This window comes from Cupriavidus sp. SIMBA_020, from assembly GCF_046535395.1.
GTDB classification, from domain to species: Bacteria; Pseudomonadota; Gammaproteobacteria; order Burkholderiales; family Burkholderiaceae; genus Cupriavidus; species Cupriavidus campinensis.
In genome coordinates this window covers 115,642-141,617 of sequence record NZ_JAWRWU010000007.1, presented here as the reverse complement: position 1 = coordinate 141,617, position 25,976 = coordinate 115,642, and the positions used below count along the sequence as shown (strand labels likewise).

The following is a 25,976-nucleotide window of genomic DNA, read 5'->3' as shown; positions in this document are numbered from 1 at the left end:
ATACATCCATGACGTTCCAAGACTACCTCGACATTTTCCGCAACCGACGCATCGGCGCCATGCTGACGCTGGGCTTTGCGTCCGGGCTGCCGCTCGCGCTGACCTCGGGCACGCTCCAGGCCTGGATGACCGTGGAGGGGCTCGACATCAAGACCATCGGCTTCTTCTCGCTGGTCGGGCAGGCGTACATCTTCAAGTTTCTGTGGGCGCCGCTGATGGACCGCTACACCCCGCCCCTGCTGGGCCGGCGGCGCGGCTGGCTGCTGGTGACGCAACTCGGGCTGGTGGCCAGCATCGCCGCCATGGCGTTCTGCCCCCCGCGCGAGGCGCTCTGGGCGCTGGCGGCGCTGGCCACGCTGGTGGCGTTCCTGTCGGCGTCGCAGGACATTGTGTTCGATGCCTACAGCACCGACGTGCTGCGCCCGGCCGAACGGGGCGCCGGCGCGGCGGTCAAGGTGCTCGGCTACCGGCTGGCGATGCTGGTCTCCGGCGGGCTGGCGCTGTACCTGGCGGACCGCGTGCTGGGCTGGTCCAGCATGTACCTGCTGATGGCGGCGCTGATGTCGGTGGGGCTGCTGACGCTGTTCTGGGCGCCCGAGCCGGACGTGCCGGCGCGCCAGCCACGCACGCTGGAGGAAGCCGTGGTCGGCCCGCTGCGCGACTTTTTCGGGCGCCAGGGCGCATGGTGGCTGCTGCTGCTGATCGTGCTCTACAAGCTGGGCGACGCCTTTGCCGGCAGCCTCTCCACCACGTTCCTGATCCGGGGCCTGGGCTTCGATCCGGGCGAGGTGGGCATCGTCAACAAGACGCTGGGCCTCGCGGCAACGATCATCGGTGCGCTGTTCGGCGGGTCGCTGATGGTCCGGTTGGGGCTGTACCGGTCGCTGATGCTGTTCGGCATCCTGCAGGCCGTGTCGAACCTCGGCTACTGGGTGCTCTCGGTCACGCCGCCCCATATCTGGAGCATGGGCGCGACCATCGCCATCGAGAACATCTGCGGCGGCATGGGCACGGCGGCCTTCGTGGCGCTGCTGATGACGCTGTGCAACCGCTCGTTCTCGGCCACGCAGTACGCGCTGCTGTCCGCGCTGGCGTCGATTGGCCGGGTCTACGTGGGGCCCACCTCGGGCTATATGGTCGAAGCCTGGGGCTGGGCGCCCTTCTACCTCGGCACCGTGGTGGCGGCCGTGCCCGGCGTGGCCCTGCTCTGGGCGATGCGCGGCACGGTCCACCGCTACGAAGCCCAGGCGCGCGAGCCGGCCAAGGAGCCGGGCGTGCCGCGTCCGGCCTGATCGGCCTTATTCCTTGTAGTAAACGATCTGGTGCGACGAGGCCAGCAGCACGCCGCTGGCGCTCCAGATCTGCGCGCTCTGGTCGAAGAAGCCCTGGCGGAACACCTGCGCCCGCGCGCTGCCGAGCACGTGGCTGTCGCCCAACTCGGCCAGCGTGGCCGCATCGGCATGGAAATAGGTCGTGATCGACACCGTGCCGGCCGGCACGAAGCCGGCGCGCTTGAGGAAAATGCGCGGATAGAAGGCATCGCACCACGCCGCCACGGCGGCATAGTCGGGCGTGCGGGCCGGTTCGTCACGGAGCCAGAACTGGGTCAGGCTGTCCGGATGCTCGGTACCGACGGCCGCTGACGGCTTGGCGCCGCGCACCGCGCGCATGTCGTAGCTGCCGATCCAGCGCACCGGCGCGAAGCCGCCCATGCCGGGCAGGGTGTCGGCGGGCGGCACGTCGGGCATGACGGCCTCGCCGCTGCCCCAGGTCTCGCGCCGCACGGCGAAGACCGCGCTGCCGGTGGTCGTCACCTCGCCGTTCTGGCGCAGCTCCAGATGCCAGTGCTGGGTGGAGCGGTTGGTCCGCGACGGACGCGCCTCGATCTCGAACGGCCCTTCCGCAATCGGCCCGGCAAAATTCACCGTGAGCGCAATCGGATCGCCCAGCCGCTCCGGGTGGCGCAGCGCCGCCTGGAGCAGCGTGGCCGCCGTCATCCCGCCGAACGGGCCGATCATGTTCCAGTAGGCCTGGCTGGTGTGCCCCAGGAAGCGGTGCGCGCCGGCTGGCTCCAGCGCCAGGGCGAGGTCGAACGGATGTTGCGAGTCGGTGTGGGGCGCTTGGGTCATGGCAAAAAAATAGTACGATCGTTCGGTAATCGTCGTACGGTATGCCGACCCGGCCCCGGCGTCAAGCCAGGTTCACACCGCGCAAACCCGGTACACCGCCAGGCTGCCGCGCCAGTTCTCGCCCCAGTTCACGGTCACGCCCTCGTGCATCACCACGCGGTCCAGCACGCGCAGGCCCACCTTGGGCGCCAGCGCCTCGAAGTCGCTGATGGTCAGCACGCGCACGTTCGGCGTGTTGTACCACTGGTACGGCAGCGATTCCGACACCGGCATGCGCCCCCGGAACACCGACAGCCGGTGCGGCCAGTAGCCGAAGTTCGGGAACGAGACGATGCACTCGCGCCCCACGCGCAGGGTGTCGCGCAGCACCTGGGCCGTGTTGTGGATGGTCTGGAGCGTCTGGGACAGGATCACCGTGTCGAAGCTCCGGTCCTCGAACAGCGCCAGCCCGCCCTCCAGGTCCTGCTGGATCACGTGCACGCCCTTCTGGGCGCAGGCCAGCACGCCTTCGTCGCGGATCTCGATGCCATACGCCTGCACATCCAGTTCGTCCTGGAGCACGCGCAGCAGGCTGCCGTCGCCGCAGCCGGCGTCCAGCACCGTGGAATTGGGCTCGATCCAGCGCGCAATCGCGCGGAAGTCCGGCCGCAGCGCGAGGATATTGGGATTGGCGGAGGCGTTCATGCGCCGATCTCCTCGGCAATGCGTTCGTAATAGGCGCGCATCAGGTTGTGGTAGCGCGGGTCGTCGAGCAGGAAGGCGTCGTGGCCGTGCGGGGCGTCGATCTCGGCGTACGAGACCGGCCGCTTGTTGTCCAGCAGCGCCTTGACCAGTTCGCGGCTGCGGTTCGGCGCGAAGCGCCAGTCGGTGGTGAAGCTCGCCACCAGGAAGCTGGCCTGGGTGTGGGAGATCGCGCGCTTCAGGTCGCCGCCATAGGCCAGCGCCGGGTCGAAGTAGTCGAGCGCGCGGGTGATCAGCAGGTAGGTGTTGGCGTCGAAGTACTCGGCGAACTTGTCGCCCTGGTAGCGCAGGTAGCTTTCCACCTGGAACTCGACATCGAACGAGAAGCGGATGTCCTCGGACTTCAGCGAGCGGCCGAATTTCTCGGCCATGTCTTCGTCGGACAGGTAGGTGATATGGCCGATCATGCGCGCCACGCGCAGGCCGCGCTTCGGCTTGACGTTGTGCGCGTAGTAGTTGCCGCCGTGGAAGTCCGGGTCCGACAGGATGGCGCTGCGCGCCACCTCGTTGAAGGCGATGTTCTGCGCCGACAGCTTGGGCGTGGACGCCACCACGATGCAGTGGCGCAGCCGGTCCGGGTACATCAGGCTCCAGGCCAGCGCCTGCATGCCGCCCAGGCTGCCGCCCATCACCGCGGCGAACTGCGTGATACCGAACGCGTCGGCCACGCGCGCCTGGGCGTTGACCCAATCCTCCACCGTCACCACCGGGAACAGCGCGCCATAGGGCTGGCCGGTGGCCGGGTTGGTGCTCATCGGCCCGGTCGAGCCGAAGCAGGAACCGAGGTTGTTCACGCCGATGACGAAGAAGCGGTCGGTATCGAGCGGCTTGCCGGGGCCAACCATGTTGTCCCACCAGCCGATGTCGCGCGGATTGTCCGCCGCGATGCCGGCCACATGGTGCGAGGCGTTGAGCGCATGGCACACCAGCACGGCGTTCGATGCCGCCGCATTGAGCGTGCCGTAGGTTTCCACCATCAGGTCATAGCCGGCCAGCTGGCTGCCGTTGCGCAGCGGCAGCGGCTCGGCGAAGTGCATGCGCCGGGGCGTGACGACGCCGACGGAGCCGGCTGGCAGGTCGGCAGCCGGTACGGCGGCAGGAATAGCAACATCTGTCATGGAGGGGGCCCGCGGCGAGCGGGCATAAAAAAACCCGACTGGCAGTTGCGTGTGTCGCAGCCAAGTCGGGCATGTCGCGGTGTCCCGCGCGTCGGCGCCATATCGTGGATTGCTCCCGCGAGGCACCGACCCAACCTCTTTAGCCGCATTTATAGTGGCAGCCGGCGGTCATCCTGAGATCCCCGTTGGCTGCCGCGCGCCCGCAAGCCAGTCATCAAATCGGCGCGACGCGGCCATTATAGTGCAGTTCCCGGGTGCGCTGCTGGCCGCGTGTGACGCGCCCCCGGTCCTCCCGCTGGTTTCAGCCCAGCAGGATCCGCAGCTGGGCGTCGATGTTCTCGCCCGGCGCCTTGCGGAAGCCGCTCTTCACGTAGCGGTGCCACTGGCCCTGCACGGCCGCCGTGATCAGCGCCACGCGCACCGGAATGTCGGCGTCGGCCGGGAAGGCGGCCTGCGTGACGGCCACCTTCAGGCACTGGCGCAGCGACGCCTCGATCCGGTCCACCATCTGGTTGATGCGCTCCTGCAGCCGTTCGTGCTCGCCCACCAGCGCCTCGCCGGTCAGCACGCGCGTCATGCCGGGGTTCTTCTCGGCAAACGACAGCAGCATCCGCACGATGGCCTGCACCTGGCGCAGGCCATGCTCCTCCTGCGCGGTGATCTGGTTGATCAGCCCGAACACGGTCTGCTCGATAAAGCCGATCAGGCCCTCGAACATCTGCGCCTTGCTGGCGAAATGGCGGTACAGCGCGGCTTCCGAGACCGACAGCCTGGCGGCCAGCGCCGCCGTGGTGATCTTTTCCCCGCGCGGATGCTCAAGCATGCCGGCCAGGGTCTGGAGGATCTGGATGCGCCGCTCGCCGGGGCGCGGGCGCTTGCGCGCGGGCCCTTCGGCGGTCTGGATGGCGGTGGCGGCCACGAGCGGCGGCGCCTCCGGCTGGCTTTCGATGGTTTGCGTCATGACCCGGTTCTCCGTATTCGTCGTAGGAGTTGATGCATCGATTGTACTTTTATGTCCACATAGCCGGGCCGATTCACCACGCGCGCCCGTACGCGCGGGGCATGGTCGGGCAACTGCTGCGGCGCCGTGCCGTATTGTGCGCCATCCGCGCCAGGTGGCGGAAGCTGCGCTTCGGCGGCCATCATCGTCACCGAGCGCTCCTGGGCGCCGTGGCCCACGTGCTGGCGGTCTTCGGCGGCCAGCGCGGTGCGCGTGGCGGCGTCGGCCACGGCGCCCGGCACGGCGGCATCGACCGGGACCGGAACGGTCTCCGGCACCGGATGGGGCCGCGATGGCGCCAGCGTGCGCAGGTAGCCGGTTACCCAGGCGGTGCGGATACCCGTGCCCGCATAGTGTTTCAGATGCGACAGCGTGTCTTCCACCAGCACCGCGCGATGGGGCGCCACGCCGGTGCGCGCCAGCAGCCGGCGCAGCATGCGGCGGTCAGGCTTGGGCCGCAGATGGCCGTGCACCCACATGTCCTCGATGGCCACCACGCGCTCGAAGCAGCGTTCGATGCCGGCAATCGCCATGACCGCCCGGGCGTAGTCGCGCGGGGCGTTGGTGACCAGGATCTTGCGCCCGGGCAGCCGGCGCAGCGCGGCGGCCAGCCCGCGCCGCACGCGCACCATCTCGGCCAGCGCCGGGAAGTCGTGGGCTTCGTGCAGGAAATCGGCCGCATCCACGCCATGGTGGCGGATCATGCCGAGCAGGGTGGCGCCGTAGCGCTGCCAGTACTCCACCCGCACGCGGCTGGCGGTGGCCTCATCGGCGCCGAGCACGCGCGCCACATAGGCGGTCATGCGCCGGTTGATGGCCGGGAAGATCGCGTGGGAGGCGTCGTGCAGCGTGTTGTCGAGATCGAACAGCCAGACGATATCGCCCGACTGGTCGCCCGCTGGCCGGCGCACCCGCGGATGCCGGGGACGCCGCCGCGCGGCGGGGGTCGATGCCTCCGACGGGCGCGCGTGCGCCACGCCGCGGCGCTGGTGAGGTTGTCTGAGGAACACGCCGGGCTGCAGGGGGATGACTTGTGGGAGGGGTGCGGGCGGCGCGGCGGCAATCCGCCCCGCATCGCCCGCAAATCCGGCTCAGTGCGAGCGGATCATCGTGCCGAACGCCTGCTCGGTCAGGATTTCCAGCAGCAGCGAGTGCTCGATACGGCCGTCGATGATGTGGACCGAGTGCACGCCGCTCTTGGCGGCGTCCAGCGCCGACGAGATCTTCGGCAGCATGCCGCCCGAGATCGTGCCATCGGCGAACAGCTCCTCGATCTCGCGCGCGGACAGGTCGGTCAGCAGGTTGCCCTTCTTGTCCATCACGCCCGGGATGTTGGTCATCATCACCAGCTTCTCGGCCTTGAGGATCTCGGCCATCTTGCCGGCGACCACATCGGCGTTGATGTTGTACGCCTGGCCGTCGTCGGAGAAGCCGATCGGGGAGATCACCGGGATGAACGCGTCATCCTGCAGCGCCTTGACCACGGCCGGGTTGATCGCCTCGATATCGCCCACGTAGCCGATGTCGATGAAGGTGCCGGGCTTTTCGCGGTCCGGCATCTGCAGGCGCTTGGCGCGGATCAGGCCGCCGTCCTTGCCGGTCAGGCCCACGGCCTGGCCGCCGTACTGGTTGATCAGCATGACGATGTCCTGCTGCACCTCGCCGCCCAGCACCCACTCCACCACTTCCATGGTTTCCTCGTCGGTGACGCGCATGCCCTGGATGAACGTGCCGACCTTGCCCACCTTCTTCAGGGCTTCGTCGATCTGCGGCCCGCCGCCGTGCACCACCACCGGGTTCATGCCCACCAGCTTCAGCAGGATCACGTCGCGCGCGAAGCCGTGCTTGAGCTTCTCCTCCGTCATCGCATTGCCGCCGTACTTGACCACGATGGTCTTGCCGTGGAACTTGCGGATATAGGGGAGCGCCTCAGCGAGGATCTCGGCCTTGAGGGAGGGGGCGATGGCGGCAACCGTGGTGGTGGCCGGCCCAGGATTGTCGGCGTTCATGGCAAGGGACATCCGTTGGAATCAGCAGGTATCATGGCGAATCCGTCCGCCGGACTGGCTTTGACGGGCAGGCGCCGATTTTACAAGAAACCGCGCGGCACGCGCGAAGACGACAAGAACCTCAGCCCCGGCACGCCCGATGCCGCCCCCGCAATGAGCCTCGATCCCGCCGAACTCCAGGCCGTGCGGCCCTATCTGCTGCGCTTTGCCCGGTTGCAGTTGCGCGACGAGGCGCTCGCCGAAGACGCCGTTTCCGAGACCCTGCTGGCCGCGCTGGAGCACCCGGAGCGCTTTGCGGGCCAGTCGGCGCTGCGCACGTGGCTGGTCGGCATTCTCAAGCACAAGATCGTCGATCTCCTGCGCAGCGGCAGGCGCGAAGTGCGTCTGGCGCTGGCCACGGGCGACGATGGCGAGCCGCAATCCGAGCAGGATGCCTTCGACGCGCTGTTCACGCGCAACGGCCATTACCAGCATCCCCCCTCCGACTGGGGCGACCCGGACCGCACTTTCGAGCGGCGCGAGTTCTTCGAAGTGCTGCAAACCTGCGTCGACCGCCTGCCCGCCAAGGCTGCGCGGATTTTCATGATGCGGGAATGGCTTGAACTGGAGACCGAAGAAATCTGTCAGGCATTGCAGATCAGCGCGACCAACGCATGGGTGATGCTGTACCGCGCCCGCATGCGGCTGCGCGAATGCCTGGAAGTGAAATGGTTCGGCAACCGTGGTGCGAATACAACAATCGCCCCCGCCGCGCCGTAAGGGAAGCCCCAGGCGCGGCGGACTCCTGGCCGTGGCCGTTTACGGCGTGCCTGAGGCCGACATCGCCGGGGCCAACGACGATTCGCCCTCCAGGACGCCGCCGTGGTCGTTGATGGCCTGGTATTTCACCGTGGCCTGTGCCGTCGAGGGCAGTTCACCGGTCAGTGCAATCGTCTGGGCTTCACCGGGCGCCACCATGACGCCGTCATCGAACTTTGCCGACTTGCCGCCGCCCACCAGCTCCACGGTTCCCAACGACACGTGGTAAGCGGTGGGATTGCGCGCCTCGAGCGCCGGACCCTTGCCCGCACTGCCTTGCGGCACCAGGCGCCAGACGAGCTGGGAGGGGGCATCCGCGGCCTGGCCCTTCAGCCCCTCGGGGCGGAAGAACAGCTTGATACGCGAGCGAAACGCCATCTGCAGGAAATTGGTATCGGTGCCGCTGGCGTCCGGCTTGGGCGGAACCTCCAGCACGTTGAGCCAGAACACAGATTCCCGGTCACGCGGCAGCGGCTCGCCGGTATAGAGAATGCGCAGGGTCTGCGCCTTGCCGGGATCGATGCGCGACACCGGCGGCATCACCGTGAACGGCACGTCGATGGTAGACGGCGACGCGGTGGCGTCGCCCTTGTCCAACCAGGACTGCGTCAGCATCGGACTGTCGCCCTCGTTGCTGAGCCGGAGTGTCGCCTCGGCATCGGAGGCGTTGTAGACCACGCGCGTGGCCGCCAGGACAACTGCCGCCTGCGCCGGCATCGCGCTCGCCAAGGCCAGCGCGCACGCGCCCGCAGCCAACATCGCTTTGAGTAGTTGAGTCATTGCACGATAAGGAAAGTGAAGGCCGTTCAGTTGTACGTCACCGTGACTTCGGCTTGCGCCGAAACCGGACCCGCCGTGGCAGGCGATGCAGTACGAATATAAGACGCACGCAGGTTTAGCGTTGCAGTACCTGCGGAAACAGATGCTTCGCGGATGGCCGCGGCCCCCCCCTGGGCCGGGATGGTGATCCCGTTATAGGGCGCCACAAGGTTGATGGCGATGTTCTGCGCGCCCTGCGGTGCCGTGTTGCGGAACTGGCGCGCATCCGCGGGATCGGTGGGGCCGGAGAATTGGAAACTGACCTTGTTGGCAAGGTTGTCGCAGGTTGCCCGAATGGAAAAATCGGTGGCGCCAGCCGTTCCGCCCACCGTGTTGATCATCGGCGTAGCAGGCAGGCTCACCGCCTTTGTCGCACTTCCCGTTTGCAGCTTGCATCCGCCCACGGCATAGTGGAACGTGCCGCCGGTCACGACATGCCTGAAGTTCAGCCCGCGCTGATAGTTCAGCCCGCCCGCCCCGTCCATTTGAAACATGGGGTAGCTGGAGACAGCTGTGACGCCGGAGGGCGGCACGACGCCTTTGCGGATGATGGCGACGGTATAGCTAAGCGTGAAAGTTCGGGTTTCTCCGGGTTTGATGAAAACACCGGTGCCCACATTGCCGCTGATCGCCGTATACGTCCTGCCGTTAAAGATAATCGCCGGCTCCACACCCGCACCAAGCACCAGGCGGTCCGGATTGACCCAGAACGAGATTTCCTCCGAGATCTTGGCATTAGTGCAAGTGAACCGCACGGAAGGCCACTGTTCCTGCCAAAGCACGGTACCTTCCTGCGAATTGGCCGGCACGTTGAACTGCGAGGACAGGACATCCACGAACGTCATGGAGTCGGAAGCACATTCCACCGCGTAGGCCGTGGCGGCCATTTGGGAGATCAGCCATATGACGACCAGCCTTAGTATTTTCTTCATGCTTGAACCCGAATAGAGACAAAGAGAATGGGGAGCGCCGTCACTCGCACGTGATATCGACCACTGCGAACTTGCCGGGCTTGCCGCTTTCCACCGCCGGCAGCACGTAAGGAATCTGGCAGGCCGGTTCCGAGGTGCCATGCGGCGCCACGTGGAGCACCCCGCTGTCGGACTTCAGCCCACGCACGACAATGCGCCCGCCCTGCGCCACGACGCCCACGTGCTGCCCTTCCGTATCGAGTACCTGTGCGCCAAACGGCAGGGGCTTGCCGTCCGCCGTGCGCACCCGCAGGACCGCCGCGCGTCCGGCATGGTCCGTCTCGAACTTCACGCGCACCACCGCGCCCGCCGTCGGTACGGTCGGCTGTGTGGTGGATCGCAGTTCCACGGACATCGGCAACCCCTTCGGGTCGATCTCGACCTGGTTCAAGGAGAACGGCGCCAGGCTGGATACCACCGCATGGCCCCACGGATCCACCCGCAGGCCGCTGCCGCTGGTCACGCTGGCGCCACTGGCGCCATCCGCCTCGACAATCGCCATGGTTTCGCCAATGGTCGGGGTCAGCACGACACCGCCGCCGTAGGCCACTACGCCACCCGTCATGCCCACGCTGGCCTGCCGATACTGGCTGCTCACGCTGGCACTGCCGTTGAAGCCCGCCACGGGCGACGCGTACGATGCGTTGGCGCCAAACCGCGTCGAACTGCCGGTGCCGCTGTTGACATCGACATTCATACCGTAGGCGAAAGCGTTGTCCTTGCCCAGTGTGCCGGTCACCGCCTGCTGGGCGGTGACCGCGCCATTGGAGTCGTACTGCAGGCGCGAACTGGCATACGGCGCATGCGCACTCTTGCCCAGAGGAATACCCAGATTCAGCATCACGCTAGAATCCCATTTGCCAGTCGTCAGATTGAGCTGGCGCGATGCGGCGACGCCATAAGTCAGGCGCCGGTAGCTGTTGTTGTAGCCAAGCTGAAACTGCGTGCTGGACCCTGTGCGACTCCAGTAATTCTGCGTCGAGCCAGACAGGTAGAACGATCCATACCCCGCCGGCAGGCTCTGGTTCAGCGTGAGCTGCAGTCTGCCGCGCGGCGTGCCGTTCAGCTCGAATTCGCTGTGCAGGTCCTGCAAACGCACGGCGTCAGCCAGGCTGAGGTAATGACGGGTCGAGTAGCGATAAGCGGCCACCGCGATATTGGTATTGGTTGGGGCTACCATCTTACTGAATGAGAGCCGGAAACTTTGCCCATTCAGATCCGGCAGATTCTGTTGCCGCGAGTAGGACTGCGTCACATCCGCGCCGAACGCACCGTAACTGGTATTCAGCGCCGCGCCACCCATGGCTGCGAGGTAGTTTTCCGCCGCGATGATGCCGCCATAGCCGGTCACCATATTGCTGAAGCCGTACTGGATCGTGGCCTGCGTCATCATCGGATGCCGATCCACGTTGGCATCGCGATACTTGCCCGCGGTCGCCGTGTAGCGCAGCCGGCCCGGCCGAAGCGCGTTGACGGCGGCCGCATACGGCACGCGGGACACACGGGTGGTGCCATCTGCCTCCGTCACCACCACTTCCAGGTCGCCGCCGTAGCCGGTGGGATAAAGATCATTGACCTCGAACGGCCCGGGCGCCACGGTGGTTTCATAAATGACGTTGCCGCCCTGACGCACCTGCACGCGGGCGTTGGTGTTGGCCATCCCGTGGATCGCCGGCGCGTAACCGCGCTGAGATTCCGGGAACATCCGGTCATCGGTGGACAGCGTCACACCCCGCACGCCCACGCTGTCGAACAGTGCGCCGTCGGTGAAGCTGTCGCCGAGCACGATCTGGCTATTGATGGAAGCCAGCGAACGTTGCGCATTGGTCTGCACGCTCTGGTACTGCGTGCCGTTGTCGTTGTGGTTCAGGCTGCCGTTGTGGCGGAACCGCCAGGCGCCGACATTGAAGCCAGCGTTCAGTCCAACATAGGCCTGGTTGAAGGCGGTGCCGAATTGCTCGCTGCGATAGGCATTGGCGTTGTATTGGAGGGTGGCTGCCGTGACACCGTCGTCCCAGTATTGGGGATCCACATAGCCGCGCGCAGACCGGAGCATCGCCACCTGGGGCACGCTCACGTCCAGGCGCAGATCGGCCTGGTCGAAGGTGGCACGCGCCCCTTCGATAAGATCCGGCATCAGCGCGCAAGTGTTGGCGTCCTGTAACAGGGCGAGCGATTCGGGCGACAACTTGGTCATCGCCACGCCAAGGCGCTCGAGCATGGCTTTGGTCATGCACGGCTGCACGTTCCGCACGTCCGCGCCGATCTGGCGCAGCGTAATCTCCGCCTTGCCCACGGAATGCTGATTCACGAAAAGATCGACCCGATAGCTGCCCGGCAGCGCCGTGCCGCCCTTGTTGAAACGACTGACATCGATGCGTCGATGTTTGTCGTGATGCAGAAATTCGTCGTTGAACTCAACTTCGGCAAGCACCCCGGCGTTCTGGCTGCCGGCCGTTTCCTCCGCGGATTGTGCGAAGGCGCTGCCCCAGCCGAACATTGCCAGGACCACGAGGCTCACCGGCCTTAATACAAACTTCCTTTGACTTCTACGCATTTTGGATGGCCGGTTGTCAGGCAAAAGGGGTCCCTTGCGTGCCAGAGGCACGCTTTGAAAGTCGACCCGGGAGGGAGGGGTTGCCGGAGTTGCCCTGAAGGGGTCAGGCCTTGTCGGAGTCAGCAGACTCCGGCCGGCCCCACAAGGCTTGCCGTACTGCGGGGAGCGGCCATTGCCAGGCGGCCCCCCGGAGTGGAGGCATTACTGATAGGCGATCGTGTAGGTGACGCTCGAGTTGGCTGCGCCAGCCGTCGAAGCGCCTTTCGCGTAGTACTGGGCGTAGTAATTCAGCGTGCCAGCACCCGAGGCCAGCGTCACCGGCTTCGAATTCTGCGAGGCGTCGGCAAAGCCGGCCTTCACCTGCGTCAGATCCGGGTTCAGCAGTTCAATCTGCACGTTACCGGCAGCGCTACCGGTCAGATTCAGGCGGCCGTTGGTCAGGTCCGTCGTCGGGCCGGCCTCGAAGAAGGTACGCACCGTGCCGGCGACCGGGTTGCAACCCGTCAAGGCGATGGAAAAGGGCGTGCGGCCAGCGGTTGCACCGGCGGCGGCCAGCGACGAGGTCGAAACCTTCGGCAACGCCACGGAGAAGTTCTTGCCAGCGGCACCGCCGTTGATGGTGCAGGTTTGCGCCGTAACATTTCCCGTGAAAGTGATGGTGCCGTCCGAAGCGGCAGCGATCTGCGAAGCGGAGGCTGCAACGATCAGGAGGGCGGCGGAAATAATTTTGCGTGTCATAATTTGCTCGAAATTTGTGGTGAAAGAGAAGGAAGCGACCGGAGCGGGCTGTCTGCTCGTCTCAGAGCGCAGGACTATTCTGCGTCAGCGGCCTCCTTGAAAAAATCGCACTTTCTTTAATTGTTCGAGCTGCGCATGCAACGTCGAGGCAGCGGGACATCAACAGCCATATGGGCAGCACAACGTAGGAAAACGCCGAATCCGTCTCATGCCCGAACCCCGCCGCCGCCTGCTGCCGAACTGCGAGGAAATCCATCACCTGACCATGAAGGGCATGGACCAGCCCCTGACGTTGGGCGAGCGGCTGCGCGTGCGCGGCCATCTGGCCATCTGCGCGGCCTGCACTCACTTCAGCGGACAGATGCGGACGATGCGGGAGGCCATGCGCCGGCTCGGGCAGGACGATGGGGACCCCAGGCCATGACCGATCCATCGACCATCCAGACCGGCCAGTTGCGCCCCGTGGAGCGGTGCAGCGGCTGCGGCGCGGCCTTCGTGTGCGGCTACGTGGCCGGCCTGCCCGAATGCTGGTGCGCCAACCAGCCGCTGCTGCCGGCACGGCAGATCGTCGCGGGCCAGCATTGCCTGTGTCCGGATTGCCTGACGGCCCGGCGGGACGCCTCGCAAGACACCTAAAGCTCTAAAAATTCCGCTCGACGAATGGCATAACCGGAGACTTCCGGTTTAATATTCACCACATGAATAGCCTACGCGGAATCGACCTCAATCTGCTCGTGGTGCTCGAGGCACTGTTTGCCGAGCGCCATATCTCGCGCGCCGCACTGCGGCTGCAACTGAGCCAGCCGGCGGTCAGCCATTCGCTGGCGCGGCTGCGGCAACTGCTCGACGACCCCTTGCTCGTGCGCGGTCAGGGCGGGCTCGTGCTGACGCCCCGCGCGCATGAACTGACCGCCCCGCTGGCCGAGGCGCTGGCGCAAGTGCGCATCCTGCTCGGCCCCGGCGGCTTCCAGCCGTCCATGGCGCGCCGCACCTTCCGGCTGGCGATGTCGGACTACGGCGCGCTGGTGGTGCTGCCCCGGCTGCTGCGCGCGGTGCGCAAGGCCGCGCCGAACATCGACCTGGTGGTCACGCAGGCCAGCCGCGAGACGATGACGGCGCAAGTGGCCGACGGCGAACTCGACATGGCGCTGGGCGCCTTCACCTACCAGCCGGAAGGCGTGCGCACGGCGGTGCTGTTCGACGATGATTTTGCGTGTGCGGTGGATGCCGCCACGGTGCGTGACACCGGCCGGCTCGATCACGTGGCCTACCTGGCGCGCTCCCACGTGCTGGTGAGCGCGGCGAGCGAGCGCGGGGAGTTGATCGACGCCACCGTGGCGCGCCTGGGCGGCCGCCGCAAGATCGCGTGCACGGTACCGCACTGGAGCGTGGCGCCGGCGCTGATAGCCGGCACCAACATGGTCCTGACGGCGGCCCGGCGCACGCTGGCAGCGCTGGAAGATCCGCGCCTGACCATCTTCGAGGCGCCGTTCTCGATTCCCGGCTTCAGCTACAGCATGATCTGGCCCGAGCGGGCCGAGGCCGATCCGGGCCACACCTGGCTGCGCGAGCGGGTGCTGCAGGCGGCGGCAACGCCGGCATCGGAAGCGGAGGCGGCGATCAGCCTGCGCGGCTGACCGTCCGGAGGGATCGGGCGATCCAAGCCTTAATGCTTGTGGTCGCCATGGCCGCCGGCGCCTGCCGGCGGCGCACCGGCGGTCAGGTCGCGCACTTGCGCCTTGACCTGCTGCTCGACGATCTTGCCGTTCTGCTCGATCTTGAGCGTCAGCGGCACGGTATCCCCGGCCTTGAGCTGGGACTTCAACCCCATCAGCATGATGTGATAGCCGCCCGGCTTGAGTTCCACATCCTGCATCTGCGGCAGGTCCAGCGACGGCAGCTGGCGCATGCGCATCACGTTGTTCTCCATCTTCATCTCATGCAGCTCGGCGGCGGCCACGGGCGACGACACGCCCACCAGCCTGGCCGACTCATGCGCGTGCAGCGTCATGAACGCGCCGGACGCCGACTGCGCCGGCACCGTGCCGCGCACCCAGGCATTGCTCACGTCCACCTGTGCCAGCGCATGTGCGCTGCCCAGCAGGCCGGCCAGGGCCAGGGTGACGATCGAGGCGGCGCGCGGCGCGCGAAAACGGGCTTGCATCGGTAACATCTCCACGAAATCAACGGAATTCAGCGAAAGGCGGCTATTAGACCATGGCGCTCCCGAACCTGCCGGGCATGGCAACCGCGTAGTCTGGCAGCGCCGGGGGCCGGCCTGAATGCGGCACGGTGTCGCACGCCGGGTCGCCGCCGCCGCGTGGCATGGCGGCATTGCTACACTGCCGGCATGCCGCCCTCCACGTCTACCCCGCCCCTCACCGCACCGCCGCCCCCCGCTGCCGCCGTCGCGCCGGCCCCCGCCCCAGCCATGCCGGGCGTGGCGCCCCAGCGCCACGGCCTGGTGAGCCTGCGCCGCCTGTGCTGGCTGCGCTGGGCGCTGCTGGCGGGACAGGCGCTGCTGCTGGTGTCGTGCGAATCGGTGGCCGGCATCCACCTGCCCTACAAGCCGCTGCTCTACCTGTTCGCCGCGCAGGCCATCTTCAATGTGACTACGGTGGCGCGGCTGCACTGGCACGGGCAGCACAACACCGTGCCGTCGGACGCCGAACTGATGGCCCAGATGATCGTGGACCTGACCGCGCTGTCGGCCATCCTGTTCTACACCGGCGGCGCCACCAATCCCTTCGTCTCGTTCTACCTGCCGGGGCTTGCCATCGCGTCGGCCATCCTGCCGTGGCGGTTTGTCTCAGCGCTCGCCCTCTACGCGCTGGCGTGCTATTCGCTGCTGCTGCTCGACTACGTGCCGCTGCACCTGCACAACCCGGACAACGCGGTGAACTACCACCTGGCCGGCATGTGGCTGAACTTCGTGGCCAGCGCGGTGATGATCGCCTTCTTCGTGGCGCGGCTCTCGGGCGTGCTGCGCCAGCGCGATGCCCAACTCAACCTCGCCCGGGAGCAACTGCTGCGGGAGTCGCGCGCCGAGGCGCTGAACGACCAGGCGGCGGCTGTCGCGCATGAGATCGGCACGCCGCTGGCCACGCTGGCGGTCATCGCCGGCGAGTTGCGGGGCGATGCCTCAGACGCCGCGCGCGGGACCACGCCAGTCGCCGACTACCTCCCGGATTTCCGCACGATGGAGCAGCAGCTGGACCTGTGCCGCTCGATCCTGGCCCGGCTGCGCGCGGACCGCGAACCGCTGGCGCCGCAGCCGCTCGACACCTGGCTCGCGCCGTTCGTCGAGCGGTGGCAGTTGCGCCATCCGCAGGCCAGCCTGCAATCGACGCTGGCACCGGACGCCGCCACGCAGCCCGTGGACGCCGCCCGCGTGAGCCAGATCCTGACCATCCTGCTGGACAACGCCGCGCGCAGCCAGCAGGCCATGGGCCACGCGATGCGCCAGGCGCCGCCGCTACGGCTGGATATCACCGGCGATGGCCACGCGCTGCGCTTCGCCGTCACTGACCACGGCGGCGGCATCCCCCCGGCGCTGCGCGCGCAACTGGGCGAGGCCCCCGTGGCCAGCACGCATGGTGGCCAGGGCATCGGCCTCTACCTCGCACAGAGCGCCGCGCGCCAGCTTGGCGGCAGCCTCTCCTGGCAGGACCACCGCGCCGGCGGCACCGTGGCCCTGCTGCGCCTGCCGCTGGCCGGCGCCGCCCCGCTCAACCTGACTTCCCCCGACTTCCAACCGTGATGACAGACACCCCCGCGCCCACCGACGCAACGCCCTTCCTGGTGATCGATGACGACGAGGTCTTCTCCGGCACGCTCGCGCGGGCGCTGACGCGGCGCGGCTATGCGGTGCAGGTGGCCCACCACGGCAGCGCGGCGCTGGCGCTGGCCGCGCGCACGCCGTTTGCCTACGTCACGCTGGACTTGCATCTGGGACCACCCGCCGAAGCCAGCGGCACGGCGCAGGCGGAATCGGGCCTGCATCTGGTGGCGCCGCTGCGCGCCGCGCTGCCGGACGCGCGCATCCTCGTGCTGACCGGCTACGCGAGCATTGCCACAGCCGTGGCGGCGGTCAAGCAGGGGGCGGACGAATACCTGGCCAAGCCGGCCAATGTCGATTCGATCCTGACGGCGCTGATGGCGGGAATATCGGAAGAGGTGGCCGAGGCGGCGCTGGAGGAGCCCACGCCGCTATCGGTGGCGCGGCTCGAATGGGAGCACATCCAGCGCGTGCTCACCGAGCACGGCGGCAATATCTCGGCCACGGCGCGGGCGCTGAACATGCATCGGCGCACCTTGCAGCGCAAGCTCGGCAAGCGGCCGGTGTCGCGCTAGGCACGCCAGGGCGAAGAGAAACGACTTACAGGCGCAGCTGGACGTAGTCCCAGCCCAGGTCGTCGGCGGACGACTCATGCGCCACGCCGGCCATGCGCACGGCGTCACTGGCGTGGCGGTCGGCCAGCGTGACCAGCTCGCCCGAGGCGATGGCCAGCGCCGTGGCGGCAGCCTGCCCCTCGTGCGCGGCCTGCCGCTCGGGCTGGTCCGCGTGGACCGAGGCCGAAGCCGGGATCGGCAGCGCGGCGGCGGCGGCCGGGGTCACGGCGGGCCGGACGCACAGGAAGACGGTGGCGGCGGTGATGCTCGCCACCACGCTCGCGGTGGCGATGGCAACGCGGCGCTTGCGCACCTGGTTGCGTTTGAAAAAAAGCGTGCGCGAAGGTTGGCGCGACATAGGCAGACTCCCGGCAGGTGTTTGAAGTGAAGTGCGGTGGCTCCCGCTCCGGTCCATCGACCAGCAAGGTGCGCAAGGGTCGCATTTCGACGAGGTCCGGCGCCAGCATGCTTACCAATGCTTACGGTCGTTACTGGCGGGAGGCATCCGCGCGGGCCGCTGACACATGCCGGTCAAGACCCCAAAACAAAACGAGCCAGACATCGGTCTGGCTCGTTGTTCCTTCAAATCCGCCGGGGCGGCTTACAGCACGTAGCGCGACAGGTCCTCGTTGCCGGCCAGGTCGGCCAGGCGCTCATCGACATACTTGCCGTCGATGGTCACCGTCTCGCCCGAGGAGCGGGTGGCGTGGAACGACAGGTCTTCCAGCAGCCGCTCCATGACCGTGTACAGCCGGCGCGCGCCGATGTTCTCGACCTTCTCGTTCACCGAGAACGCGATCTCGGCCAGCCGGCGGATGCCGTCCTGCGCGAACTGCAGGTCCACCTCTTCCGTCTTCAGCAGCGCCTGGTACTGCTTGGTCAGGCTGGCGTCGGTCTGGGTGAGGATGGCCTCGAAGTCCTGCACGGACAGCGACTCCAGCTCCACGCGGATCGGGAAACGGCCCTGCAGTTCGGGAATCAGGTCGCTCGGCTTGCTCAGGTGGAACGCGCCCGAGGCGATGAACAGGATGTGGTCGGTCTTGATCATCCCGTACTTGGTGTTCACCGTGGTGCCTTCCACCAGCGGCAGCAGGTCGCGCTGCACGCCCTGGCGCGACACCTCGCCGCCGCCCACGTCGCTGCGGCTGGCAATCTTGTCGATCTCGTCCAGGAACACGATGCCGTTCTGCTCGACGTTGGCGATGGCCTTGTGCTTCAGCTCCTCCTCGTTGACGAGCTTGGCGGCCTCCTCGTCGATCAGCAGCTTGAACGCTTCCTTGACCTTCATCTTGCGGCGATGCTTCTTGCCCTGGCCCAGCCCGGCGAACATCGTGCGGATCTGCTCGGTCATGTCTTCCATGCCCGGCGGGCCCATGATGTCCATGCTCGGCAGGCCGGCGGCCACTTCCAGCTCGATATCCTTGTCATCGAGCTGGCCCTCGCGCAGCTTCTTGCGGAAGGCCTGGCGCGTGTTCGAGTCCTTGTCCTCGGTCTGGGCGAAGCCGATGTCGCGCGGCGGCGGCAGCAGCACGTCCAGCATGCGGTCCTCGGCGGCGTCCTCGGCCTTGGTGCGCACCTTCTTCATTTCCGATTCGCGCGTCTGCTTGATGGCCATCTCGGCCAGGTCACGCACGATGGTGTCCACGTCGCGGCCGACGTAGCCCACTTCGGTGAACTTGGTGGCCTCGATCTTGATGAACGGCGCATCGGCCAGCTTGGCCAGCCGGCGCGCGATCTCGGTCTTGCCCACGCCGGTGGGCCCGATCATCAGGATGTTCTTCGGGGTGATTTCCTGGCGCAGCGGGTCTTCCACCTGCTGGCGGCGCCAGCGGTTGCGCAGCGCCACGGCCACGGCCTTCTTGGCCTTGTTCTGGCCGATGATGTGCTTGTCGAGTTCGGAAACGATTTCCGAAGGGGTCATGGTTTGCGACATGGTATCCGGGGGTTCAGTGCAGGGCGGTGCAGCGCCACGCGGCGACGCTTATTCCAGCGTCTCGATGACGAAGTTCGTGTTCGTGTAGATGCAGAGCTCGCCGGCGATGGTCAGCGCCTTCTCGACCACATCCTGGGGGGCCAGCTCGGTGTTCTCGACCAGCGCCTTGGCCGCCGACTGCGCGTACGCGCCGCCCGAGCCGATGGCCGCGATGCCGCCCTCGGGGTCCAGCACGTCGCCGTTGCCGGTAATGACCAGCGTGGTGTCGCGGTCGGCCGTGATCAGCATGGCCTCGAGCCGGCGCAGCGCGCGGTCCGAGCGCCAGTCCTTGGCCAGGTCCACCGCGGCGCGGGTCAGGTTGCCCTGGTACTTCTCGAGCTTGGCCTCGAAGCGGTCGAGCAGCGAGAAGGCGTCGGCCGTGCTGCCGGCAAACCCGACCAGCACCTTGCCGTTGTAGATGCGGCGCACCTTGCGTGCCGTACCCTTCATCACGATATTGCCGAGAGTGACCTGGCCGTCACCGCCGAGCGCAACCTGGTTGCCGCGCCGGACGCTGACGATGGTAGTGCCGTGATACTGTTCCATGGTGCCTTCGTGGTCCTTCTGTGATCTGTGGAATGTGTCAGGGGGGTAGGTGGCGACACGCGGCGCGCTTTCAAGAGCCGCACGCATCACAAGCGCCCGACACGGGCAATCCACACAATATAGAAGGTAGAAGCGCCCGGCCGGGGGCCAAAGCAAAAAGGCCACGCATCGCTGCGTGGCCTTCTGCTTGCGGACTGACTCTGGGACTTAGTCCGCGCTTAGTCTGCGTACACCCCGGCCTTCTTGATCACCGGCGTCCACTTGTTGATTTCCGACGTCAGGAACGTGCGCAGCGAATCCGGCGTGGCGCGCTGGGCCGGCACGGCCTCGGCACCCAGCTCGGCCATCTTGGCGCGGAAGGTCGGGTCGGTCACCGCCTTCTGCAGCGCGGCGGAGAGCTTGTCGATCACCGGCTTCGGCGTGCCCTTCGGGGCGTACATGGCGTGCCAGATCTTCACTTCCACGCCCGGCAGGCCCTGCTCGGCCGCGGTCGGGATGTCCTTGAAGGCCTCCACGCGGCGCGACTGCATGGCCGCGTACGGCTTCAGTGCGCCCGCCTTCAGCTGGCCGGCGATGTTGGTGGTCTGGTCGCACATCAGGTTGACCTGGCCGCCCAGGATGTCCGTCAGCGCCGGCGCCGTGCCCTTGTACGGCACGGTGGTCAGCTCGGTCTGGATTGCGCTCTGGAACAGCAGGCCGCACAGGTGCGAGGCCGAGCCGATACCGGCGTTGGCCAGCGACAGCTTGCTGGCATTGGCCTTGATGTACGGCACCAGGTCCTTGAAGGTGGCCGGCGGCAGCTGCTTGTTGCCCACCAGCACCATCGGCACGTCGGCCACTTCACCGACCATCTCGAAGTCCTTGAGCGGGTCGAAGCCCAGGTTCCGGTACAGCGCCGGGGCCGTAGACATGCCGATGTGATGGATCAGGATGGTGTAGCCGTCATTCTTGGCCTGGGCCACCTTCTTGGCGCCGATGGTGCCGCCGGCGCCGCCCAGGTTCTCGATCACGATGGTGGTGCCCAGGTGCTTGGACATGACCATGGTCAGCTCGCGCGCCACCTTGTCGGTCGGGCCGCCGGCCGCGAACGGCACCACGGCCTGGACGGGCTTGTTGCCCGGATATTCCTGAGCCTGGGCCCCCGTGAAAACGCCCACGCCGGCAACTGCCAGCGCGGCCGCGAAATGCATTGCAACTCGTTTCATTACTGTCTCTCCTGGATACCCTGCTTTTCCCGTTCTCACCGTCCGCCTTGCCTCCTCCTCTCTTCACGCTTGCCGCCGGCCGGGCCGCCTGGGAGGCGGCGCCGCCGGTCGCGGTCCATATCGGAAAACACGCGGTGACCATCGGCTCAATGTATGGGAAGCGAACAGCAACTGACCCCGCTGACAGGCGGAGCCGGAGGTGGATGTTAGCAACCTGAAAGATTAGCGAGGTATAGGGGCTAACCCGCGAGAAAGCGGCGTTTTCGGCGGATTTGCCACGCTTGTGCCACGCTTGCGCCGCGCGGCCGCTTACGCAACTGAATTGCATCGACCCGGGCGCTATGGTTAAATGGCCCGCATGACACGCACCACCCCGCATCTGGCCGCCCAGGCAGCCGGACCGCTCCCCGACGCCACGCTGGAAGCCGCGCAGGCGCGCCTGCGCCAGTTGGGCGCGCGCGTGACGCAGCCGCGCGTGGCCATCCTCGCCTGTCTGATCGACGCCGAAGACCCGCTCACGCACCAGGCCGTGATCGACCGCCTGCCGGCCGATGGCGACGTGGACCGCGTCACGGTCTACCGCGTGCTCGACTGGCTGGTCGAGCAGGGGCTGGCGCAGAAGCGCGCGGGCCATGACCGCGTGTTCCGCTTCACGCTGGTGGAGCACGAGGCCGCGCGCGCCGAGGTCCATCGCCAGCACAGCCATTTCCATTGCACCCGCTGCGACCGCACGTTCTGCCTCGAGGCGGCCGGCGTGCCCGCACCGTCGGTGGCGCCCAAGGTGCCGCGCGGCTTTGCCGTCGAGCACGTGGAGCTGACCGTCAACGGTGTGTGCGCTGAATGCGGCCGCACGCGCGGCGCCGGCGGCGCGCACTAGGCGCCGCAAACCTTTCCCGGAGTTCCAAGACATGTCCAAACTGATCCCGGTCACGATCCTGACGGGCTTCCTCGGCAGCGGCAAGACCACGCTGCTCAAGCGCATCCTCACCGAGCAGCACGGCATGAAGATCGCCGTCATCGAGAACGAGTTCGGCGAGGAGAACATCGACAACGAGATCCTGGTGCAGGACGGCCGCGAGCAGATCGTGCAGATGAGCAACGGCTGCATCTGCTGCACCATCCGGGGCGACCTGGTGCAGGCGCTGTCCGACCTGATCACCCAGCGCGACGAAGGCAAGTTCGATTTCGACCGCGTGGTGATCGAGACCACCGGCGTGGCCAACCCGGGCCCGGTGGCGCAGACCTTCTTCATGGACGAGGAAATCGCCGCGCGCTACCTGCTGGACGCCGTGATCACGCTGGTGGACGCCAAGCACGGCAATCTCCAGCTGGACAAGCAGGAGGAAGCGCAGCGCCAGGTGGGCTTTGCCGACGCCATCTTCATCACCAAGTCCGACCTGGTTCCCGAGGCCGAAGTGGCCGACCTGCGCCACCGCCTGCTGCACATGAACCCGCGCGCGCCGATCCGCACCGCCAACTTCGGCGAGACCCCGATCGACACGATTTTCGACCTGCGCGGTTTCAACCTGAACGAGAAGCTGGAGATCGACCCCGATTTCCTGCGCGCCGAGGCCCACGAGCACGATGAGCACGATGAGCACGACCATGACCACGATCATGGCCACGTGCACGACGAGCACTGCGGCCACGACCACGATGACCACGACCACGGTCACGGGCATGGCGTGCACGATCACCACCACCATCACCACCATACTGACCACATCGCCTCGTTCGTCTTCCGCAGCGACAAGCCGTTCCACTACGGCAAGCTCGAGGAATTCCTGTCGGGCATCCTGTCGGTCTATGGCGAGAAGCTGCTGCGCTACAAGGGCGTGCTCTATATGGAAGGCGTGGACCGCAAGGTGGTGTTCCAGGGCGTGCACCAGCTGATGGGCAGCGACATCGGCGCCAAGTGGGAGGACGAGACCCCGGGCACCAAGATGGTCTTTATCGGCGTGGACCTGCCGCGAGATGCCATCCTCAAGGGACTGGCCGCCTGCCTGGCCTGAGCCCCTGGCTCTGATGTGAAGCAACCGCCGCATTCTGTGGCGGTTGCCGCCGGACCGGCTTTCCACCCGCCCTGCCCCTCCTTTCGGCGGGGTACCGGGAAAACTCCTGTCTCTTGTCCGGCTTTCTCCCATATCTACGAAAAATTTGTTCAAGTACAATAGGCCGGATTTGATACGGGCGGCGCACGTTTTGGCGGCGCCGGTATTGGCAGGGCGGCGGTCGTCGTCAGCATGAGGCGGGCCGCCGGCAGGCGCGGTCGCAGTGCTTCATGCGGAGACCGCCCTCCGCTTGGGGTACCTTGGCAACAGCGCCGTCACTCGTCGACGCGTAGAGAGAGGTGTCCCCATGACAGCCGCAACCAAGACCAAAGAAAGCCGCAGCAAGACAGGCACCGCTGCGGCGGAGACGCCAGACGCGCAGCCAGCAGTGAAGGCAGCGCCAGCTCCCCGCGGCAGTACGGCGCACGCCGATGCGGGCGAGGCCAAGGGAGGCACGCGAAGCAGCAAGACTGCAGCCAGCCAGAGTGAACCGACCGCACCGCGCAAGCGGGCGGCCACTGCACCCGAGCGGACCAAGACGCCGCCGGTCGCATCAACAAGAGAATCAGCAGCAACCATGAGCAGCAACAAACTTCTGACTGAAGCTGAAATCCTGAAGATGAGCGACAAGGATTACATGAACGAGGCGCAACTGGCCTTCTTCAAGAATCGCCTTGAGCAGCTTCGCGACGAAATCCTCAAGAATGCGGACCAGACCACGGAACACCTGCGCGAGACGGTGATCGTGCCGGACCCGGCCGACCGCGCCACCATCGAGGAAGAACACGCGCTCGAACTGCGCACCCGCGACCGCGAGCGCAAGCTGCTGAAGAAGGTAGAGCAGTCGCTGCAGCGCATCGAGTCCGGCGACTACGGCTGGTGCGAGGAAACCGGCGAGCCGATCGGCGTACCGCGCCTGCTGGCCCGCCCGACGGCCACGCTGTCGCTGGAAGCGCAGCAGCGCCGCGAACTGCGCCAGAAGCTGTTCGGGGACTGATCTCCCGCTCCGCTCCGACAAACACGGCCCGGTCATCCGGGCCGTTTTGTTTGGGTGACGCGTTTGGTGACCCGTTTGCGACCCGTTTGCTGACCCGTTTCGGGCGAGTTTGGCGACGAGGTTTGTCTCACGCCGGCCACGGCACTACCATGGCAGGACGCCCGCCCGTTGTGGTGCCATGGCCGGGCTGTCGTCCGGGGCGGCTTTCTGCTACAGTCGCAACCTTGTTGCAATAACACCTTGCGCGCCGCTTTGGCGCCCATCGCCAAAATCACCCGTTCCATGGCTCCTCGTCTGCCCGTCACCGTGCTGTCCGGCTTCTCCGGCGCCGGCAAGACCACCGTGCTGCAACACCTGCTCGCGCAGGGCGGCGCGCGCGTGGCCGTGGCCGCGAGCCAGGGCGACCTGCTGGCCGAGGTGGACCGTCTGGCGCAGGCCGGCCAGCACGACTACGTGGTGGTGGAGGCCCAGGCCACCGAAGAGCCGCTCGGCATTGCCGAGGGCTTCGCCTTCGAAGACGCCCACGGCGACGCGCCGGCAGGCGTGGCGCACCTGGACACGCTGGTGACGGTAGTCGATGCCGAGCGCTTCCTGCGCGACTATCACGACGCCCATTTCCTGTCCGAGCGGGGCCTCGCCGCCCATGACGGCGACGACCGTACCGTCGTGGACGTGCTGATCGACCAGATCGAAGTGGCGGACGTCATCGTCATCAACAAGATCGACCTGGTCGATGCCGGCCAGCTGGGCCGCCTGCACGCGGTGCTGCACGCGCTGAACCCGCGCGCCGACCTGGTCGATGCGAGCCACGGCAAGGTGCCGGCCGGGCGCGTGCTCGGCACGGGCCGCTTCGACCCGGATGCCACGCCGAACGCCGCCGGCTGGCAGGTGGCACTGCAGGGCGAACCGGTGCCGGCCGCCGCTGGCATGGGGGCCCTGCTGTACCGCCGGCGCCGCCCGTTCCATCCACAGCGTTTCGCGGACCTGATTCATACCGAATGGATGCGCGAGCATGGCGACGTGCTGCGCTCCCGGGGCATCTTCTGGCTGGCCAGCCGCATGGACATTGCCGGCGACTGGCATCAGGCGGGCGGCGTGTGCCGTCCCGGTGCCGCCGGCGCCTGGTGGGCCGCGATCGACGCCGAGGAATGGCCGGCTGACGCCGCCTCGCGTGCCGGCATCGAGGCCGACATGGTCGATGACGGCCTGCCCGCCGAATACGGCGACCGCCGCCAGGAACTCGTGCTGATCGGCGAGAACCTCGACGCCCCGGGGCTCGAAGCCCGGCTGGACGCCTGCCTGCTGACCGACGCCGAACTCGCGGCGGGCCCCGAAGCGTGGGCGGCCTACCCCGACCCGTTCCCCGACTGGGGCGATGCATTCGCCGACGATCACGATCACGATCATGACCACGCGCACGACCATGACCACGATCATGGCGATGACGCGTGCGATTGCGGCCATGCGCACTGACGCCACCTTTCTCGCCGACCGTATCAGCGGCCACATGGCCCGCTGGCGCGCGCGCGGCCCCGGCCTCTGGACCGCGCTGTGCCTCGTGCTGTGCCTGCTGCTGGCCCAGCACGCCGGTCTGGTCCACCGTGTGGTGCACGGCGGCCTGCCGGGCGCGACGGTGCCTGTGACGGTCGAAGCCGCCGCCGATAGTACCGACACCCATACCGATTCCTTCGCGCTCAAGCTCGGCCTGCACTCGTGCGTGCTGTTCGATGGCGCGACGCTGGCTGACAGCCACCACGGCAGCTTCGACCTGCCGGTGCTGGCTTTCGGCAAGCCGGTCAAGCCGGCCAGCCTGGCCTGGCGCTGGCCCGACCTGCCCGCCGCCCGGCCCTTCCACTCCCGCGCCCCACCTGCCTCGCCCGTCTTCGCCTGATCGCGCGGCTGCGGTGTGACCACCGCCACCCGCGCTTCGTCA

27 protein-coding genes are annotated in these 25,976 nt (G+C 67.1%); 12 read left to right on the top strand and 15 right to left on the bottom strand.

Going from position 1 to position 25,976, the window contains the following annotated elements; translation table 11 throughout:
• Positions 1-8: 8 nt before the first annotated feature.
• A complete protein-coding gene (locus SB751_RS15550; RefSeq protein ID WP_144199174.1) occupies positions 9-1,292 on the top strand; it encodes a muropeptide transporter in 1,284 nt (427 codons plus the stop codon).
• A 6-nt stretch (positions 1,293-1,298) separates the two neighbouring features.
• On the opposite strand, the gene SB751_RS15545 is transcribed toward SB751_RS15550, so the two are convergent.
• The 6 genes from SB751_RS15545 to argB form a co-directional block, all read right to left on the bottom strand.
• On the bottom strand, positions 1,299-2,129 hold the full coding sequence (locus SB751_RS15545; protein WP_144199178.1) for an acyl-CoA thioesterase: 831 nt from the start codon (positions 2,127-2,129) through the stop codon (positions 1,299-1,301).
• 72 nt (positions 2,130-2,201) lie between these two features.
• Positions 2,202-2,813: a methionine biosynthesis protein MetW gene (gene metW / locus SB751_RS15540; RefSeq protein ID WP_144199180.1), complete on the bottom strand. Its 612-nt coding sequence runs from the start codon at positions 2,811-2,813 to the stop codon at positions 2,202-2,204.
• A complete protein-coding gene (locus SB751_RS15535) occupies positions 2,810-3,988 on the bottom strand; it encodes a homoserine O-succinyltransferase MetX (protein WP_144199182.1) in 1,179 nt (392 codons plus the stop codon). Before SB751_RS15535 ends, metW begins: the two co-directional genes overlap by 4 nt.
• A gap of 301 nt (positions 3,989-4,289) precedes the next feature.
• Positions 4,290-4,949 carry a nucleoid occlusion factor SlmA gene (gene slmA, locus SB751_RS15530; RefSeq protein WP_144199184.1) on the bottom strand — a complete coding sequence of 220 codons (660 nt, stop codon included), beginning with the start codon at positions 4,947-4,949 and terminating at the stop codon, positions 4,290-4,292.
• Positions 4,946-5,998, bottom strand: coding sequence for a pyrimidine 5'-nucleotidase (locus SB751_RS15525; RefSeq protein ID WP_144199187.1), 1,053 nt, complete (start codon positions 5,996-5,998; stop codon positions 4,946-4,948). The genes slmA and SB751_RS15525 overlap by 4 nt, the downstream gene beginning before the upstream one ends.
• A gap of 81 nt (positions 5,999-6,079) precedes the next feature.
• Positions 6,080-6,997 (bottom strand): acetylglutamate kinase, encoded by a 918-nt coding sequence (gene argB, locus SB751_RS15520; RefSeq protein ID WP_092291393.1) that lies wholly within the window; start codon positions 6,995-6,997, stop codon positions 6,080-6,082.
• A gap of 153 nt (positions 6,998-7,150) precedes the next feature.
• On the opposite strand from argB, the gene SB751_RS15515 reads away from it, so the two are divergent.
• Positions 7,151-7,756, top strand: a complete 606-nt coding sequence (locus SB751_RS15515) for a sigma-70 family RNA polymerase sigma factor (RefSeq protein WP_144199297.1) — start codon at positions 7,151-7,153, stop codon at positions 7,754-7,756.
• 39 nt (positions 7,757-7,795) lie between these two features.
• Here the strand turns inward: SB751_RS15515 and SB751_RS15510 are convergent, their stop codons facing one another.
• The 4 genes from SB751_RS15510 to SB751_RS15495 form a co-directional block, all read right to left on the bottom strand.
• Positions 7,796-8,575 (bottom strand): fimbria/pilus periplasmic chaperone, encoded by a 780-nt coding sequence (locus tag SB751_RS15510; protein WP_144199189.1) that lies wholly within the window; start codon positions 8,573-8,575, stop codon positions 7,796-7,798.
• Positions 8,576-8,601: 26 nt separating this feature from the next.
• Positions 8,602-9,546 carry a fimbrial protein gene (locus SB751_RS15505; protein WP_186296880.1) on the bottom strand — a complete coding sequence of 315 codons (945 nt, stop codon included), beginning with the start codon at positions 9,544-9,546 and terminating at the stop codon, positions 8,602-8,604.
• A 40-nt stretch (positions 9,547-9,586) separates the two neighbouring features.
• The gene (locus tag SB751_RS15500; protein ID WP_244844640.1) at positions 9,587-12,166 is read right to left on the bottom strand and encodes a fimbria/pilus outer membrane usher protein; all 2,580 of its coding nucleotides are present in this window, start codon (positions 12,164-12,166) and stop codon (positions 9,587-9,589) included.
• 177 nt (positions 12,167-12,343) lie between these two features.
• Positions 12,344-12,880, bottom strand: coding sequence for a fimbrial protein (locus SB751_RS15495; protein ID WP_144199195.1), 537 nt, complete (start codon positions 12,878-12,880; stop codon positions 12,344-12,346).
• Positions 12,881-13,088: 208 nt separating this feature from the next.
• On the opposite strand from SB751_RS15495, the gene SB751_RS15490 reads away from it, so the two are divergent.
• From SB751_RS15490 to SB751_RS15480, 3 genes are all read left to right on the top strand, one after another.
• Positions 13,089-13,304, top strand: coding sequence for a zf-HC2 domain-containing protein (locus SB751_RS15490; RefSeq protein ID WP_410748214.1), 216 nt, complete (start codon positions 13,089-13,091; stop codon positions 13,302-13,304).
• Positions 13,301-13,516: a cysteine-rich CWC family protein gene (locus tag SB751_RS15485; protein WP_144199199.1), complete on the top strand. Its 216-nt coding sequence runs from the start codon at positions 13,301-13,303 to the stop codon at positions 13,514-13,516. Before SB751_RS15490 ends, SB751_RS15485 begins: the two co-directional genes overlap by 4 nt.
• A 62-nt stretch (positions 13,517-13,578) precedes the next feature.
• Positions 13,579-14,517 (top strand): LysR family transcriptional regulator, encoded by a 939-nt coding sequence (locus SB751_RS15480; protein WP_144199201.1) that lies wholly within the window; start codon positions 13,579-13,581, stop codon positions 14,515-14,517.
• Between the two features lie 29 nt (positions 14,518-14,546).
• Here the strand turns inward: SB751_RS15480 and SB751_RS15475 are convergent, their stop codons facing one another.
• Entirely contained in the window at positions 14,547-15,044 is a 498-nt protein-coding gene (locus SB751_RS15475; RefSeq protein ID WP_144199203.1) for a copper chaperone PCu(A)C, read from the bottom strand.
• Positions 15,045-15,230: 186 nt separating this feature from the next.
• Here SB751_RS15475 and SB751_RS15470 point away from each other — a divergent pair, with 186 nt between their 5' ends.
• Positions 15,231-16,640 (top strand): ATP-binding protein, encoded by a 1,410-nt coding sequence (locus SB751_RS15470; protein ID WP_186296881.1) that lies wholly within the window; start codon positions 15,231-15,233, stop codon positions 16,638-16,640.
• On the top strand, positions 16,640-17,233 hold the full coding sequence (locus SB751_RS15465; protein WP_410748213.1) for a response regulator transcription factor: 594 nt from the start codon (positions 16,640-16,642) through the stop codon (positions 17,231-17,233). The genes SB751_RS15470 and SB751_RS15465 overlap by 1 nt, the downstream gene beginning before the upstream one ends.
• 25 nt (positions 17,234-17,258) lie before the next feature.
• Here SB751_RS15465 and SB751_RS15460 read toward each other — a convergent pair whose 3' ends face one another.
• The 4 genes from SB751_RS15460 to SB751_RS15445 all read right to left on the bottom strand — a co-directional run bounded on the left by SB751_RS15460 (position 17,259) and on the right by SB751_RS15445 (position 20,995).
• Positions 17,259-17,630: a hypothetical protein gene (locus SB751_RS15460; RefSeq protein WP_211943026.1), complete on the bottom strand. Its 372-nt coding sequence runs from the start codon at positions 17,628-17,630 to the stop codon at positions 17,259-17,261.
• Positions 17,631-17,873: 243 nt separating this feature from the next.
• On the bottom strand, positions 17,874-19,205 hold the full coding sequence (gene hslU / locus SB751_RS15455) for an ATP-dependent protease ATPase subunit HslU (RefSeq protein WP_211943025.1): 1,332 nt from the start codon (positions 19,203-19,205) through the stop codon (positions 17,874-17,876).
• A gap of 48 nt (positions 19,206-19,253) precedes the next feature.
• Entirely contained in the window at positions 19,254-19,790 is a 537-nt protein-coding gene (gene hslV / locus SB751_RS15450; protein ID WP_144199209.1) for an ATP-dependent protease subunit HslV, read from the bottom strand.
• Between the two features lie 218 nt (positions 19,791-20,008).
• Positions 20,009-20,995 carry a tripartite tricarboxylate transporter substrate-binding protein gene (locus SB751_RS15445; RefSeq protein WP_144199211.1) on the bottom strand — a complete coding sequence of 329 codons (987 nt, stop codon included), beginning with the start codon at positions 20,993-20,995 and terminating at the stop codon, positions 20,009-20,011.
• 358 nt (positions 20,996-21,353) lie between these two features.
• Here SB751_RS15445 and SB751_RS15440 point away from each other — a divergent pair, with 358 nt between their 5' ends.
• The 5 genes from SB751_RS15440 (at position 21,354) to SB751_RS15420 (ending at position 25,934) form a co-directional block, all read left to right on the top strand.
• Positions 21,354-21,872 carry a Fur family transcriptional regulator gene (locus SB751_RS15440; protein ID WP_144199213.1) on the top strand — a complete coding sequence of 173 codons (519 nt, stop codon included), beginning with the start codon at positions 21,354-21,356 and terminating at the stop codon, positions 21,870-21,872.
• A 31-nt stretch (positions 21,873-21,903) separates the two neighbouring features.
• Entirely contained in the window at positions 21,904-23,007 is a 1,104-nt protein-coding gene (locus SB751_RS15435; protein WP_410748212.1) for a CobW family GTP-binding protein, read from the top strand.
• Positions 23,008-23,353: 346 nt separating this feature from the next.
• Entirely contained in the window at positions 23,354-24,043 is a 690-nt protein-coding gene (dksA, locus tag SB751_RS15430) for an RNA polymerase-binding protein DksA (protein WP_250024998.1), read from the top strand.
• Between the two features lie 282 nt (positions 24,044-24,325).
• Positions 24,326-25,516: a GTP-binding protein gene (locus SB751_RS15425; RefSeq protein ID WP_144199217.1), complete on the top strand. Its 1,191-nt coding sequence runs from the start codon at positions 24,326-24,328 to the stop codon at positions 25,514-25,516.
• Entirely contained in the window at positions 25,449-25,934 is a 486-nt protein-coding gene (locus SB751_RS15420) for a hypothetical protein (RefSeq protein WP_410748211.1), read from the top strand. Before SB751_RS15425 ends, SB751_RS15420 begins: the two co-directional genes overlap by 68 nt.
• Positions 25,935-25,976 lie beyond the last annotated feature (42 nt).

Bases quoted from the DNA above. Each gene is read 5' to 3' on its own strand.
- dksA (WP_250024998.1), top strand. From the start codon at position 23,354: ATGACAGCCGCAACCAAGACCAAAGAAAGCCGCAGCAAGACAGGCACC.
- SB751_RS15505 (WP_186296880.1), bottom strand. From the start codon at position 9,546: ATGAAGAAAATACTAAGGCTGGTCGTCATATGGCTGATCTCCCAAATG.
- SB751_RS15420 (WP_410748211.1), top strand. From the start codon at position 25,449: ATGACCACGCGCACGACCATGACCACGATCATGGCGATGACGCGTGCG.
- SB751_RS15475 (WP_144199203.1), bottom strand. From the start codon at position 15,044: ATGCAAGCCCGTTTTCGCGCGCCGCGCGCCGCCTCGATCGTCACCCTG.
- SB751_RS15510 (WP_144199189.1), bottom strand. From the start codon at position 8,575: ATGACTCAACTACTCAAAGCGATGTTGGCTGCGGGCGCGTGCGCGCTG.
- SB751_RS15490 (WP_410748214.1), top strand. From the start codon at position 13,089: ATGCCCGAACCCCGCCGCCGCCTGCTGCCGAACTGCGAGGAAATCCAT.
- SB751_RS15515 (WP_144199297.1), top strand. From the start codon at position 7,151: ATGAGCCTCGATCCCGCCGAACTCCAGGCCGTGCGGCCCTATCTGCTG.
- hslU (WP_211943025.1), bottom strand. From the start codon at position 19,205: ATGTCGCAAACCATGACCCCTTCGGAAATCGTTTCCGAACTCGACAAG.
- SB751_RS15485 (WP_144199199.1), top strand. From the start codon at position 13,301: ATGACCGATCCATCGACCATCCAGACCGGCCAGTTGCGCCCCGTGGAG.
- slmA (WP_144199184.1), bottom strand. From the start codon at position 4,949: ATGACGCAAACCATCGAAAGCCAGCCGGAGGCGCCGCCGCTCGTGGCC.
- SB751_RS15435 (WP_410748212.1), top strand. From the start codon at position 21,904: ATGTCCAAACTGATCCCGGTCACGATCCTGACGGGCTTCCTCGGCAGC.
- SB751_RS15440 (WP_144199213.1), top strand. From the start codon at position 21,354: ATGACACGCACCACCCCGCATCTGGCCGCCCAGGCAGCCGGACCGCTC.
- SB751_RS15495 (WP_144199195.1), bottom strand. From the start codon at position 12,880: ATGACACGCAAAATTATTTCCGCCGCCCTCCTGATCGTTGCAGCCTCC.
- SB751_RS15535 (WP_144199182.1), bottom strand. From the start codon at position 3,988: ATGACAGATGTTGCTATTCCTGCCGCCGTACCGGCTGCCGACCTGCCA.
- argB (WP_092291393.1), bottom strand. From the start codon at position 6,997: ATGAACGCCGACAATCCTGGGCCGGCCACCACCACGGTTGCCGCCATC.
- SB751_RS15480 (WP_144199201.1), top strand. From the start codon at position 13,579: ATGAATAGCCTACGCGGAATCGACCTCAATCTGCTCGTGGTGCTCGAG.
- SB751_RS15425 (WP_144199217.1), top strand. From the start codon at position 24,326: ATGGCTCCTCGTCTGCCCGTCACCGTGCTGTCCGGCTTCTCCGGCGCC.
- SB751_RS15545 (WP_144199178.1), bottom strand. From the start codon at position 2,129: ATGACCCAAGCGCCCCACACCGACTCGCAACATCCGTTCGACCTCGCC.
- hslV (WP_144199209.1), bottom strand. From the start codon at position 19,790: ATGGAACAGTATCACGGCACTACCATCGTCAGCGTCCGGCGCGGCAAC.
- SB751_RS15465 (WP_410748213.1), top strand. From the start codon at position 16,640: ATGACAGACACCCCCGCGCCCACCGACGCAACGCCCTTCCTGGTGATC.
- SB751_RS15460 (WP_211943026.1), bottom strand. From the start codon at position 17,630: ATGTCGCGCCAACCTTCGCGCACGCTTTTTTTCAAACGCAACCAGGTG.
- SB751_RS15550 (WP_144199174.1), top strand. From the start codon at position 9: ATGACGTTCCAAGACTACCTCGACATTTTCCGCAACCGACGCATCGGC.
- SB751_RS15470 (WP_186296881.1), top strand. From the start codon at position 15,231: ATGCCGCCCTCCACGTCTACCCCGCCCCTCACCGCACCGCCGCCCCCC.
- metW (WP_144199180.1), bottom strand. From the start codon at position 2,813: ATGAACGCCTCCGCCAATCCCAATATCCTCGCGCTGCGGCCGGACTTC.
- SB751_RS15445 (WP_144199211.1), bottom strand. From the start codon at position 20,995: ATGAAACGAGTTGCAATGCATTTCGCGGCCGCGCTGGCAGTTGCCGGC.